This is a genomic window from uncultured Thalassolituus sp. (assembly GCF_950066645.1).
In the GTDB taxonomy this organism is placed as follows: domain Bacteria; phylum Pseudomonadota; class Gammaproteobacteria; order Pseudomonadales; family Oceanobacteraceae; genus Thalassolituus.
In genome coordinates this window covers 199,195-212,658 of the sequence record NZ_CATMFB010000006.1, presented here as the reverse complement: position 1 = coordinate 212,658, position 13,464 = coordinate 199,195, and the positions used below count along the sequence as shown (strand labels likewise).

Sequence of the window (13,464 nt, the reverse complement as noted above, 5' to 3'; positions counted from 1 at the left end):
CTGGCTCTGGCTCTGGCTCTGGCTCTGGCTCTGGCTCTGGCTCTGGCTCTGGCTCTGGCTCTGGCTCTGGCTCTGGCGATTCTTCCGGCAGGGCATCAAAGATGATTTCTTCGGAATCAATATCGTCATCGGCTGGCAGCAACTCTTCGACATCGTCGACCTCAGGAAGCAGAGCTTCGATATCGTCTTCCTGCTCGGGCATCAGTGCGGCGAGATCGTCGTCTTCAGCTTCTGCAGATATCTGCTCAATGTCGTCGTCATCCGGAATCAGGTCGGCAAGCGAGTCATCAACGGCCAGAGCGTCTTCGCTCTGAGCTTCGGGCTTCTTATGCAGAGGAACGATACCGTCGTCAGAAATCAGAAGCTCGCCTTCGAAATCGAGGTCGATATCGTATTCTTCGTCATCGTCCAGGTCGGCCATCTGACTGACGACGGCTTTTCTGTGTTCTGCACGCTTGTCTGCAGAGAGAGGTTCGAAATCTATGATGCGGGCAGAGGGTTTTTCAGGCTCTGGCGCGTCAGCAATGTCTGATGCCCGAGCGTCAGGTTCAGGCGGGGTCTCTGTTGCGATCTCAGGGGTGGCTTCTGGTGCAGTGGCGTCTGGCTCCGGGACTGTGGTCTCAGGAGTCTCAGATTCTTCAGCATCGCCATCGTCGACGAGCGTGAAACGGTGTTCGCTGCGCGTCCGGGCTGGAGGAGCAGGCTCATCGTCGTCTACATCGGGCATGAAGGTGATGCCACCGCGACGGGGGCTCTCTGCGGTCGCCGTGGACGCAGGCCCGGTCGTGACGGGCTCAGCGGCTGCAGGAGTGTCAGCGGCCGCTGTCGCAGGCGCTTCTGCGTCTGTTGGCTCGCTGATGAAGTAGTCGCGTGCATTGAATACCTGCAGGCATGAACCACATCTAACTGCCCCATCTGCAATCTGCAGATGTTCATCCCGCACCCGGAAGCTGGTGTGGCAGTGTGGACAACGGGTAACCTGCGTACTCATGTTAAACCTCAGTGTTTAATCCCTGTCAGAACGACCCAGTCGCCTTCCTGTTCCGGCGCACTCATAGTAAACCACTGACTGTAACAACGGGAGATGGCCTCTGCCTGCTCGGCCAGCAGGCCGGACAGTGCCAGTTTTCCGCCAGAGCGTGTCAGGCCGGCAATGGTTGGCGCCAACTGTTCAAGCGGGCCGGCAAGAATATTGGCGACCATAATGTCAGCCTGAACTTCGGGGGTATTCTCCGGCAAGTAAATTTCATACCGATCACGGGCAACCTGGTTACGGTTGGCGTTATCTTCAGTGGCCAGCAGCGCCTGTGGGTCGATGTCGATACCAACCATATGGCGTGCACCGAGAAGCAGGGCAGCAATACCCAGAATGCCGCTACCGCAGCCAAAGTCGACGACGAGTTCGTCACCTTCGACTTCCCGGTCGAGAAACTTCAGGCACAGCGACGTTGTTGGGTGTGTCCCGGTGCCGAAGGCCAGACCCGGGTCGAGCATCAGGTTAACGGCGTCCTGCTGCGGAGGTTCACGCCAGCTGGGGCAGACCCAGAGTCGCTGACCAAACTGCATGGGGTGGTAGTCGTCCATCCAGGCACGGACCCAGTCTTTGTCTTCCAGAATTTCGATCTTTGCCGCTGGCAGAGGTTCCCCTTTGCATTTTGCGCTGAACGCCTGCTCCAGACGCGCACGCAGCTCATCCGGGTTATGGGTTGCTTCGAACAGCCCAATCACCTGTGTGTCATCCCAGATGGGGGTTGTGCCCAGTTCGGGCTCAAGAATTGGCTGGTCGGCGTCATCCTGAAGGGTGACAGACAGTGAACCGCAGGCAAGCAGGGCATTTTCCAGCGCCTGCACCTGTGGCTGTTTTGCGTGAATACGGATCTGAATCCAGGACATGATTAACTCTTGCTGATGTGACGGATCGCGGCCTGCAGGGCCAGCTCATAGCCCTGAACGCCTAATCCGCAGATAACGCCAACAGCGATATCAGATAAATAGGAGTGCTGACGGAAAGGCTCACGGGCATGCACATTCGAGATATGAACCTCGATAAAGGGGATAGCGACCCCCGCCAGTGCATCGCGGATGGCAACACTGGTATGAGTGAAGGCGCCCGGGTTGATCAGGATAAACGCGGTGCCATCTGTGCGGGCAGCGTGAATACGATCAATCAGAATATGCTCGGCGTTGCTCTGCAGCTGCTCAAATTCAAAGCCTGCGGAGCCTGATTGCTCACTCAGTGTGGCCTCGATGTCAGCCAGAGTGGTCGACCCGTAGATATGCGGTTCGCGGGTGCCAAGCAGATTTAGGTTCGGCCCTTGCAGGACCAGTATGCGTGCCATGATGTCATTCCGGAAATATAAGACATTTCTGCTGCGAGTTTGCCGAAAAACCGTGTAAGCGTCCAGCATCCGCGGTGGTTGGGGCGGGCGGTTTCCGTGTCAGCGACTATAGTTTACCTGTTACGTTGAGAGGTTAAGGCCTTCCTGCCACATGAAACGGGTACCCCGGATAAGAACCCTGCTGCAGTTTGTGTGCGTCGGCGCTTGTGCGCTGTCGGGCATGATCGTGGCCGATGCCTACCAGTGGGTGCCCCCGCAACTGACGGACAGAGCCGACCGGGAATTTGACCGGGCCGCCGCTGACCGGATAGACGACTGGCGCACTATGCTGCAGCGCACGGCGGGCTTTGCCGATGACCGTAAGCTGGAGGAAGTGAACCGCTTCTTTAACCGCACTCTGCGTTTTGTCTCTGATGAGGACCACTGGGGGCAGATTGACTACTGGGCGACGCCTTATGAGGCACTGGCCAGCGATGGCGGAGATTGCGAAGATTACGTGATCGCCAAGTATTACAGCCTGGTCAAGCTGGGTATTCCTACGTCCCGGCTGCGCATCACGTATGTGAAAGCTGTTCGTTTAAACCAGGCACATATGGTGCTGACGTATTTCCCCAGGCCCGATGCGGTCCCTGTGGTGCTTGATAACCTGATCCCACAGATACGCTCGGCCAGTGACCGGCCTGATCTTGATCCTGTCTATAGTTTCAATGCTGACGGAATGTGGCTGGACCGGATGAAAGGTCAGGGTATATTGATGGGTAACCCGAACAAACTCGACTTATGGACGGATCTGCGTGTCCGTATGAATAATCTCGGCATGGACTTATAAGGAAGCCAGACGATGACACTCAGACAACAGTTTTCATTGCTGACCAGCGCGCTGGTGGTGGTCCTTCTGGTCGGAAACCTCATGCTGACCGTAATGAACGGCCGCGATTACTTTCAACAGCAACTGAACGCGCGTGCATACGACGCGGCGACGTCGCTGGCCCTGTCTATGTCTCAGATCAGCGCTGACGATACGGTTCAGCAGACCCGCCTGATGGATGTGCTGTTTGATCGCGGCTTCTTTGAAGATATTACGTTTGCCCGAACCAGTGGTGAAGAGCTGCATCGTCGGGCCAGACAGGCGTTAGATGACAGTGGGGCGCCCGCGTGGTTTAAATCGGTGGCGCCGCTTGAACTCATGCCGGCCGAAGCGGATGTGACCCGGGGCTGGAGTCGTCTGGGCACCATCCGTGTGACCAGCCACAGCGATTTTGCCTACCGCGATCTCTGGAACATGGTCCGTGCTGAACTCATCTGGTTCGCCTGGGTGTTGCTGATCAGTCTGCTGCTGTTGCAGGTGCTGTTGCGGTTCCTGTTCCGGCCGCTGGTGGCGGTGGAGCAACAGGCTCTGGCCATCTGTGAACGCGACTGGCAGGTGCAGGAAGAGATCCCGCGTGCCCGCGAGCTTGCCCGGGTAGTTCTGGCCATGAATAAAATGGTGAGCAAGCTGCAGGCGATTTTCTCTGAACAGGCGCAGATGACCGAGCGCCTGCGGGAAGAATCCTACCTTGATGCGGCAACAGGGCTGCTTAATCGTCGTGGGTTTGACCAGCGCTTCGAACATATTCTGAGCCGTGACGATGAGCACAGTGGTGTCCTGATCATCATGCAGCTGCAGGACTTCGCAGACTATAACCTTAATGCCGGGCGGCAGGCGGGGGATGATCTGCTCTCTATGTTGGGCCGGACGCTTGAGCAGTGGCGGGGAGATTATCCGAACAGCATTCTGGGACGTCGTGCCGGTGCGGACTTCGCACTGTTTGTGCCCTGTGCTGACCGTGCCCAGGCGGAAGAAATTGTGCAGCAGACGTTCAGCCTTCTGAGTGTTTCTGCATTGTCGCAACGCAATGAATTGTCCTTTCATGTCGGGGGCGTGTTTCTGCAGGGTCTGCAGGATGATCCGGTGGTGGCGTTCAGCCGTGCAGATGCGGCTCTGCGTCAGGCGCAGCGACAACCGACCGCCCGTTACGTGCTTTACCGCGACGACGCGCCCGGAGCAGGCGAATGGACGGCCACCGAATGGCGCGTACTGCTGACCCAGGTTCTTGAGCAGGAAGATATCCGCCTGCAGTTTCTGCCCGTCATTTCGAACAACGACAAACACACGATTCAGTATGAAGTATTCAGCCGTATTGAATGGCAGGGTGAAACTCTCTCCGCGGCGCGTTTCTGGCCGATGGTTGAACAACATCGTCTGGCATCACGATATGACCTGTCAGTGATCCGTGCGGTACTTGGGCAGATGCGCAATGTGGATTTTACGGCGCATCCTGTGCGCTTCTGTATCAACCTGTCGCCGGCGTCTGTGATCGACGAAGGTTTCCACCAGAAGCTGATCAGCCTGTTTGGTGAGTTTCCGGAACAGGCCCGCTATGTGGCTCTGGAGGTACCTGAGTTCGCTCTCTATTCGGCCGAGCACGCCATTGCGCGCCTGGCTCTGATGCTGCAGCCCCTGGGGGTCGTCATGGGGATTGATCAGGTCGGCACCGGAACCATGGCTTTTGCCTATCTGCAGCGTTTGCCGCTGGACTACGTCCGTATCGACGGCAGCTTTAACCGCGGCGTGCACCAGGCGCAGGATCACAGGTTTTATATCCAGAGTATGGTGCAGATTGCTCATAACCTTGACCTTCTGGTGTTGGCGGAAGGGCTGGAAGAAGAGCTGGATGTTGCAGCCGTCCGTCAGACGGGGGTCGATGGTCTGGGTGGATATTTCTACTGCCGGCCAATGCCATCGCTGGAAGAGGCGCTCGCCTGGCAACCATTCTGAGTTGCGGCAATCTGCCGCGCCTGATCGTGGCTTGAGCGGGGTATACTGGGCGTCACCCATATTAGGAGACACATGATGAAATTCTGGTTGGGTCTGTGCGCGATATTCCTGAGCAGCAGTGTATCAGCCGCAGACATCCTTGTGACCGATGCCAAAGTACGCGAGCCTGTGCCGGGCCGCTATATGAGCGCAGGGTTTCTCACGCTGAAAAACACCTCTGATGAGGCACGGAGTCTGGTGTCGGTGAAAGCACCGTGGGCGGGCATTATTGAAATTCATACTCATACCCACGAAGACGGCATAATGAAAATGCGTCAGTTAGAGACGCTGGAAATTCCGGCTGACAGTAGCGTGGTGCTTAAATCGGGTGGGTTACACCTGATGTTGTTCCGTCTGCAGCTGCCTCTGGCGGATAGCCTGCCGATGACGTTGTGTTTCGATAATGGCGACTGCATCGACACCGCAGCGCAATTGTATTCACCTCTCGACTGAACATCTGCCTGAGACACGGCAGTCTTGATCTGCATCAGTGCATGATACAGATTCCGTCATCGCGGCGGAGTCTGCCTATTGGCAGGGGAGTGGGCGCTCCATATGGTGTGCAGCCTGAATGGAGGATGTGCATGAATATATCTGTGTGGCGGCTCGCTTTTCTGTTGTCAGCCCTGTACTCACCTACCCCCTGGGCCGAGTCGCCTGACGATGTGCTGGCGCGTTACCAGGCTTTAAAACAGGTGCCTGAAAAAGCAGCAGAGATGAGGGCTCAAGGCAAAGAACGCGGGCAGTTCTGCTTTCGCTGCCATGGCGAAGATGGCAACAGTCGTCGTGATTATGTGCCGAATCTCGCCAGCCAGAATGCCGCGTACCTTTTCACTCAGTTTGAGAAATTTGCCTCCGGAGAGCGCGAGAACTTTGTCATGAGCCGCCTGGCGCCATCACTCAGTGCGGACGAGCGTATCGCTATTGCGATGTACTTTTCTGAGCTGCCGGTGAAGCCCCGGGAAGAGCAGCCGACGGCTCAGGTCCGGGGCATGCAGATTTATACTTCTCTGTGTTTTGCCTGCCACGGTGAAGCTGGTCATGGCAATCAGCAGACTCCGCGGATTGCGGGTCAGCCCTATACGTTTCTGCGTACAACCTTGCTGAAGTTTCATGATGGCAGCCGTAGTCGCAGAAACTCGCCGATGACAGCGGTCGTCCAGAATCTCTCTGAAGACGATCTGGAAGCCGTCGCCAGCTGGGTTGCAAATATGCCCTGATCCCGCCCCTTTGCTATGATGCGCCCAATGAATTTCCTGGCGGGTGCATCATGGCTTTATCTCCTCAACAACAGCATTGGCAGTTCTGGATCGACCGGGGGGGCACCTTCACCGATATTGTTGCCCTGACGCCCACACAGGAAGTGATTACCCACAAGCTGTTGTCTGAAAATCCCGCGCACTATGCCGATGCAGCGATCGAGGGCATTCGCCAGTGTCAGGCGCGCTATCCTCATCTTTCCGCCAGTATTGCGTCAGTACGCATGGGCACAACGGTGGCCACCAACGCTCTGCTGGAGCGTAAAGGTGAGCGTACACTGCTGCTGATTTCGACCGGACTCAGGGATCAGCTGGAAATCGGGTACCAGACACGTCCGGATATTTTTGCACTTCACATTGATAAGCCTGCGCCTCTGTATGGTCAGGTTTGTGAAGTTGCTGAGCGGGTACTGGCCGATGGCACTCCTGACATGCCGTTGGACGAAGAATCTGTGCTGGTTCAGCTTAAAGAAGCCTACGGCCGGGGCTATCGCAGCGTCGCGGTGGTGCTGATGCACAGTTACCGGTATCCGCAGCATGAGCGTCGTATCGGACAGATTGCTGCTCACGCCGGATTTACTCAGATCTCTCTCAGTCATGAAGTCAGCCCTCTGATTAAGCTTGTGTCCCGTGGGGACACCACCGTGGCCGATGCCTATCTTTCGCCCGTCCTGCGCCGGTACGTCAATCAGGTGGACGCTGCGCTCAGAGCGATGGGACACAGCACTACGCAGCTGGAATTTATGCAGTCAAACGGTGGCCTGACCAGCGCCCGTTATTTCCAGGGCCGTGATGCGATTCTTTCGGGGCCAGCGGGCGGAGTGGTGGGGATGGTCCGGACCGCTGAGGCCGATGGATTCGATCGGGTGGTGGGCTTCGATATGGGGGGTACATCCACCGACGTCAGTCATTACGCCGGAGTGCTTGAGCGTGAGACAGAAACGCAGGTCAATGGCGTACGTCTGCGCGTGCCTATGATGAACATTCATACGGTCGCGGCGGGTGGCGGTTCTATCGTGCAGTTTGCCGATGGCCGCTTACAGGTTGGGCCAGAGTCGGCCGGGGCATTTCCCGGGCCTGCCTGTTACCGCAACGGGGGCCCCTTGACGGTGACCGACTGTAATCTCCTGTTGGGACGGATTCAGCCACGTTATTTCCCTGAGGTGTTCGGACCCGATCAGAATCAGCCGCTGGACGACGTTCTGGTCCGGGAAAAATTTACCACGCTTGCGGCGGACGTTTCTGCAGCCACCGGCACTGAATGGACGCCTGAACAGCTGGCGGAAGGGTTTCTGACGATTGCCGTTGAGAATATGGCGGCGGCAGTTAAAAAGATATCTGTGCAGCGTGGTTACGATATTCAGAATTACGTTCTGAGTGCGTTTGGTGGTGCCGGGGGACAGCACGCCTGTGCCGTTGCTACTGCGCTTGGAATGCATAAAACCTATCTGCACCCGATGGCCGGTGTGCTGTCCGCGTATGGGATCGGCATTGCAGGGCAGCGCTGGATGGCTGAACGGCCGTTAGAGGTGCCACTGGCGGATGCTCCCAAAGCGATTGCTGTGGCCGCTGCGACATTGCAGCAGGAGGGGGCACACCTGGCAGGAGAGGCCCGGCTCCGGGTCTATCTGCGCTATGAAGGCGCCGACACCCCTTTGCTGGTGGACTGGACAGACCCCGCAGAAGCGCTTGCTGAGTTTGAAGCGCAGCACCGCCAGATGTTTGGTTTTGCGTACCCAGGACGTCAGGTGAACGCTGACGCACTGCAGCTTGAGATAGTGACGCAGGGGCAGGCCTTGCCAGAAAGTCTTCTACCGGGTGCGTCGCCCGGCGAGTGCCATGAAACGACGCGCATGTATACGTCGGGTGAGTGGCGCGAGGTTCCGGTCTGGCATCGCAATGAGTTGGCGGCCGGATTTTCGATCACCGGACCGGCGTTGATCACCGACAGTAATTCCACTCATGTGCTGGAAACCGGATGGCGCATGACGGTTCTGCCAAGCGGTGCGCTACTGATGAGCCAGAGTGATACGGCGGCGACCCCTCAGACGCAGCGCAGCGCGCAGGACCCGGTCACGCTCGAGATATTTAATAACCTGTTTATGGCCGCGGCAGAGCAGATGGGCTTTGTGCTGGAGAAAACTGCCAGTAGCGTCAACATCAAAGAGCGCCTGGATTTTTCCTGCGCGGTATTTGACCGTCACGGGGAGCTGGTGGCCAATGCGCCGCATATTCCGGTCCACCTGGGGTCGATGAGTGAAAGTATCCATGTGGTGATGCGTGATCATACTGACATGCGCCCCGGGGATGCGTTTGTGCTGAATACGCCCTACAACGGCGGGACCCATCTGCCGGATGTGACTGTCGTGCGGCCGGTATTTATCGGCGCCGGAAAACAGGCGTCGTTTTATGTTGCGGCGCGTGGTCACCATGCTGATATTGGCGGTATTACTCCCGGGTCTATGCCGGCAGACAGCCGTCATATCGAAGAAGAAGGTGTACTGCTTGATAACCTGATTCTGATGCGGGACGGGCGCTTTTATGAGCAGGAGATCCGCGATGTTCTGGCTGCGGCCCGTTACCCGGCGCGTAATCCGGATCAGAATATCGCTGACCTGATGGCGCAGCTGGCAGCCTGTGAAAAAGGCGCGGCAGAGCTGACGCGCCTCTGTCAGGTTTATGGTGAAGATCAGATTCATGCCTGTATGCAGGCGGTTCAGGACAATGCCGAGCAGACACTACGAAGCTGTCTCGCGGGGCTTCCCTCCGGTCAGTTCGCCTACGATATGGACGACGGAACGCACTTTGAGGTCAGAATCGACGTTGATCAGACGCAGGGCAGGGCACTGATCGACTTCAGCGGCACAGGGTATCGCGCTGATCAGCTACAGCACCCGGGCAACTTCAATGCACCTTCCTCAGTGGTGAAGGCGGCGGTGCTGTATAGCTTCCGTGTGCTGGTGAATAAACCAATGCCACTGAATGCGGGATTCTTCCGGGCGTTAGATATCCGCATTCCGCCGGCCTCTGTTATTGCTCCGGAGTATCCTGCTGCGGTGGTATCGGGAAATGTGGAAACAGCCCAATACCTTGTTGACTGCCTGATGGGCGCTCTTGGATTGATGGCCGGCGGACAGGGGACGAACAATAACTTCACGTTCGGGGATGCCCGTCATCAGTATTACGAAACCCTCTGTGGCGGTGCAGGTGCCAGCGCATCTGGGTCGGGTGCGTCCGGGGTGCACGTCCATATGACCAATTCGCGCCTGACAGATCCGGAAGTTCTGGAGCAGCGTTTTCCTGTGGTATTAGATCGTTTCCATATCCGCCAGTTAAGTGGCGGTAAAGGTCACCACGCTGGAGGTTGTGGCGTTGAACGGCATATCCGTTTTCTCACGCCCATGCAGGCCAATATTATCAGCGGTCATCGCATTCAGCCTGTGTTTGGACTTAACGGCGCCGGCGAAGGGCAAACGGGGGTGAATTTCGTTCTGCGCCACGACAATCGTATTGAGTGGCTGGGTGCCTGTGCCAATGTGTCGATGCAGGCTGGAGATGTCTTCTGCGTGCATACACCGGGTGGTGGCGGCTGGTCGCCAAAGGACGTCTGAAAAAAAATCACGGGTCGGTGTGACTTTGTCCTGAGTAGCTTCGTCTATGCTGCTATGGAATAAAATAAGGACACATAAAATGATGACCCGTACTTTTTTACTCACACTCTCGCTGTTGATGGTTTCTGCCTGTGCAGAAGACAACGGTCTGCCGGATCTGGACGCCCGCACACAGCCGGTTGTTAAAAAAATTGACCCTCAGAAAGATGAGCTGGATGTCAAAGTACGTAAGGCCCGGTTTTTTGAGCAGCTGCGCCCGGTGGTCGAAGCTGAGAATGAGCGCACACTGGCGATCCGCGCTGCGGTAAAAGACCTGCAGAAAAAGTCTGAAGACGGTGCCTTAACCGAATCTGAATCAGCCTGGCTGGCGGATGTTGCCAGCCGCTACCGTGTTGATGCCAAGGCCTCAGGTGCGCCTGATTTTACGGCCTTACTGCGCCGGGTTGATGTGATCCCAGTGTCGCTGACGCTTTCGCAGGCGGCCATGGAAAGTGCATGGGGGCGTTCGCGCTTTGCTCAGGAAGGAAATAACCTGTTTGGCCAGTGGTGTTTTTCTGAAGGTTGCGGCATTGTACCCGCGAAACGCAATGAGGGTGCGAGCCACGAAGTCGCCAGATTTAAGACCGTGAATGCCGCCGTGCGCTCTTACTTCGAAAACCTTAACCGCCATCCTACCTATGTCAGCCTGAGGGAAGTCCGTCAGGGTATTCGCCGTGGCCGTACGACGGCAACGCCTGGGATTGATATGGCGGTAGGGCTGGAAAATTATTCTGAGTTGGGTACTGAATACGTTGATCACATTTCTTCCGTGATCCGTCAGAATAAACTCAGCCAATACAACGTACACCTGGTACAGAGGAATACTCAGTGAGTCAGGAATGGAATGAGCTGATCGGTAACATTGTAGAAGAAGACACCGATCAGCAACGCGACAGAGTGATTGCCTTGCGTCAGATGCCGACTGAAGAAGTTGGCCTGTTGCTGGAATCGCTCCCGGTTGAGCAACGTCTGGCAACCTGGAGACTGCTCGATGAGGAGGAGCGCTTCGCCGTGCTCCTTGCCATGCGTGCTGACCCGCGTGAACGCATTCTTGATGACCTGAGCAAAGAAGAACTGGACGAACTGTTAACCGGACTGGATGCCAGCGAGCTGCTTGAGCTGGCTGACTCTCTGTCCGGGCGTCTGATCGAACGTGCGTTCAAACGCATGGATGAACAGCAGCAGGAGTGGTTCCTCAGTGCCCGTCAGTACAGTGATGATCTGATTGGTCACTGGCTGAGCCATGAGATGCTGACCTTGCCGCAGACAGCGAAAGTGCGTGACGTGCATCGTCTGTTGCGTCGTCAGCATCCGGAATATCGGGACGCTGTGTTTCTGACCAACCGTGTTGGTCAGTATGCCGGCACGGTACGTTTATCGGATATCTGGCGCGAGCAGGACCATATTCCTCTGGCGGATCTGATCAGTGAAGGACTGGACCCCTTGCAGGCAACCGATGGTGTGCAGGAAGCCTCGTCGCGAATTCAGAGTGCACGCCTGTCTGCGTTGCCAGTGGTCGACGATCAGGAAAAATTACTTGGTTGCCTCGACATGACAACCGCGCTGGAACTGCTGCAGGAATTTTATGAATCGCAGCTGATGGCCGGTGCCGGTATGGATAACGAGGAAGACTTGTTTGCACCAGTACGAAAAAGTGCCAAAGGGCGCGCGATCTGGCTGGGTATTAACCTGCTGACGGCGTTTGCAGCCTCCTGGTTTATTGGTCTGTTTGAAGCCACCCTGCAGGAAGTGGTCGCACTGGCAGTGCTTATGCCTGTGGTCGCCAGCATGGGGGGAATTGCCGGAAGCCAGACACTGACACTGATGATCCGCGGTCTGGCTCTGAACCAGATTACTCCCGCTAACCGCTCGGCATTATTGAGAAAAGAGCTGAGTGTCGGTGGACTCAACGGTGTCATCTGGGCGGTCGTGATTGGTATTGTCGCAATGGTCTGGTTTGGAAGTCCGTTGATCGGCATTGTTATTGCCTCGGCCATCGCCATGAACATTGTTGCAGCTGCATTTTCGGGCGTGATTATTCCAGTGATTCTTGATCGCCTGAAAATTGACCCGGCACTGTCGGGTTCGGTGATTCTGACTACCGTCACTGACATTGTGGGCTTCGTGGCTTTTCTTGGCCTGGGCACTCTGATTTTACTCTGATAAGGGCTCCATTTTGGAATTTCTGACATCTGCACTGGAAGCAATACAACAGCTTCCGGTGGACACTCTCGTGTGGCTGGGAATCGCTTTCTGTATATCTCAGTCAGCGATGTTTTCAGGGCTTAACCTGGCATTTTTCTCGCTGAATATGCTCGAGCTGGAAGTTGAAGCATCGCACAATAACCGGGCTGCACAGCGTATTCTCGCGATGCGCCAGGATTCTAATTTTCTGCTGACAACGATTCTCTGGGGCAACGTTGGCATTAACGTGTTACTGACTCTGTTATCTGACTCGGTACTCGCTGGAGCCAGCGCCTTTCTGTTCTCAACCGTGTTTATTACCCTGTGTGGTGAAATTCTTCCACAGGCGTATTTTTCGCGGAATGCGTTGCGTATGGCTTCTGCACTGACGCCAGCGATGCGCTTTTATCAGGTTCTGCTTTTCCCTGTGGCTAAGCCAGCCGCATTACTGCTTGATGGTTGGTTAGGCAAAGAGGGAATCAGTTATCTGCGTGAGCGGGATCTGAAGCGCGTTATACGCAAGCACGTCGAAGCGGACGAAGCCGAAGTGGATCATGTTGAGGGCATCGGTGCACTTAATTTTCTCAGTATTGACGACCTGAAAGTCAGTCAGGAAGGAGAACTTATCAATCCGGATTCAGTAATACGCCTGCCGGCGAAAATGGATCTGCCATTGATTCCGGATGTCGAGCGCACAGAAAATGATCCGTTTCTTCAGCGAGTGAATGCCAGTGGTCACAACTGGGTTATTCTTGCCGACGAACAGGGCGAGCCACTGCTGTTGCTGGACGCCGATGGTGCATTGCGGGCAGCATTATTTGAGAAAGATACACCGCTGGATCTCTACCGGTTCTGCCATCGCCCTCTGATTATCCGTGATGAAAACGTGACGATTGGTGAGACCATTCTTGAGCTGAAAAATCAGGCGGAACACGATCATCAACATGATGACGCGCTGGAGTTTGATGCCGTGCTTGTCTGGGGTGATAACCCCCGTATTATCACCGGGGCAGATATCCTCGGCAGATTACTGAAAGGCATAGTGTCACGCGAGTTGCGCGAAGAACAAAAACAGAAAACAGAAAAAAATTCAGCCATTGTGTGACCTGAGCAGGGTAGTATCCGTCAGAATGTATATGGGCCAGGAGCTTAAGGTATGGTCCCTTAATTAACAG

11 protein-coding genes are annotated in these 13,464 nt (G+C 55.9%); 8 read left to right on the top strand and 3 right to left on the bottom strand.

Annotation, left to right across the window (positions count from 1 at the left end):
* From Q1L85_RS07640 to aroQ, 3 genes are all read right to left on the bottom strand, one after another.
* On the bottom strand, positions 1-991 hold a 991-nt coding region (locus Q1L85_RS07640; RefSeq protein WP_300427504.1), incomplete at its 3' end, for an MJ0042-type zinc finger domain-containing protein.
* A gap of 8 nt (positions 992-999) precedes the next feature.
* Positions 1,000-1,893, bottom strand: a complete 894-nt coding sequence (gene prmA / locus Q1L85_RS07635; protein WP_300427505.1) for a 50S ribosomal protein L11 methyltransferase — start codon at positions 1,891-1,893, stop codon at positions 1,000-1,002.
* 2 nt (positions 1,894-1,895) lie between these two features.
* Positions 1,896-2,339, bottom strand: a complete 444-nt coding sequence (gene aroQ, locus Q1L85_RS07630; RefSeq protein WP_300427507.1) for a type II 3-dehydroquinate dehydratase — start codon at positions 2,337-2,339, stop codon at positions 1,896-1,898.
* A gap of 151 nt (positions 2,340-2,490) precedes the next feature.
* Between aroQ and Q1L85_RS07625 the strand changes: the two genes are divergently transcribed.
* The 8 genes from Q1L85_RS07625 to Q1L85_RS07590 all read left to right on the top strand — a co-directional run bounded on the left by Q1L85_RS07625 (position 2,491) and on the right by Q1L85_RS07590 (position 13,394).
* A complete protein-coding gene (locus tag Q1L85_RS07625) occupies positions 2,491-3,168 on the top strand; it encodes a transglutaminase-like cysteine peptidase (RefSeq protein ID WP_300427508.1) in 678 nt (225 codons plus the stop codon).
* A 12-nt stretch (positions 3,169-3,180) separates the two neighbouring features.
* Positions 3,181-5,157, top strand: coding sequence for an EAL domain-containing protein (locus tag Q1L85_RS07620; protein WP_300427509.1), 1,977 nt, complete (start codon positions 3,181-3,183; stop codon positions 5,155-5,157).
* A 72-nt stretch (positions 5,158-5,229) separates the two neighbouring features.
* Complete coding sequence (locus Q1L85_RS07615) at positions 5,230-5,649, top strand: copper chaperone PCu(A)C (protein WP_300427510.1); 420 nt, start codon at positions 5,230-5,232, stop codon at positions 5,647-5,649.
* A gap of 131 nt (positions 5,650-5,780) precedes the next feature.
* Complete coding sequence (locus Q1L85_RS07610; protein WP_300427511.1) at positions 5,781-6,416, top strand: c-type cytochrome; 636 nt, start codon at positions 5,781-5,783, stop codon at positions 6,414-6,416.
* 50 nt (positions 6,417-6,466) lie between these two features.
* Positions 6,467-10,066, top strand: a complete 3,600-nt coding sequence (locus tag Q1L85_RS07605; RefSeq protein ID WP_300427512.1) for a hydantoinase B/oxoprolinase family protein — start codon at positions 6,467-6,469, stop codon at positions 10,064-10,066.
* A 79-nt stretch (positions 10,067-10,145) separates the two neighbouring features.
* Positions 10,146-10,937, top strand: a complete 792-nt coding sequence (locus Q1L85_RS07600) for a glucosaminidase domain-containing protein (protein WP_300427513.1) — start codon at positions 10,146-10,148, stop codon at positions 10,935-10,937.
* On the top strand, positions 10,934-12,268 hold the full coding sequence (locus Q1L85_RS07595; RefSeq protein WP_300427515.1) for a magnesium transporter: 1,335 nt from the start codon (positions 10,934-10,936) through the stop codon (positions 12,266-12,268). The genes Q1L85_RS07600 and Q1L85_RS07595 overlap by 4 nt, the downstream gene beginning before the upstream one ends.
* A 13-nt stretch (positions 12,269-12,281) precedes the next feature.
* Entirely contained in the window at positions 12,282-13,394 is a 1,113-nt protein-coding gene (locus tag Q1L85_RS07590) for a DUF21 domain-containing protein (protein ID WP_300427516.1), read from the top strand.
* Positions 13,395-13,464: the final 70 nt, after the last annotated feature.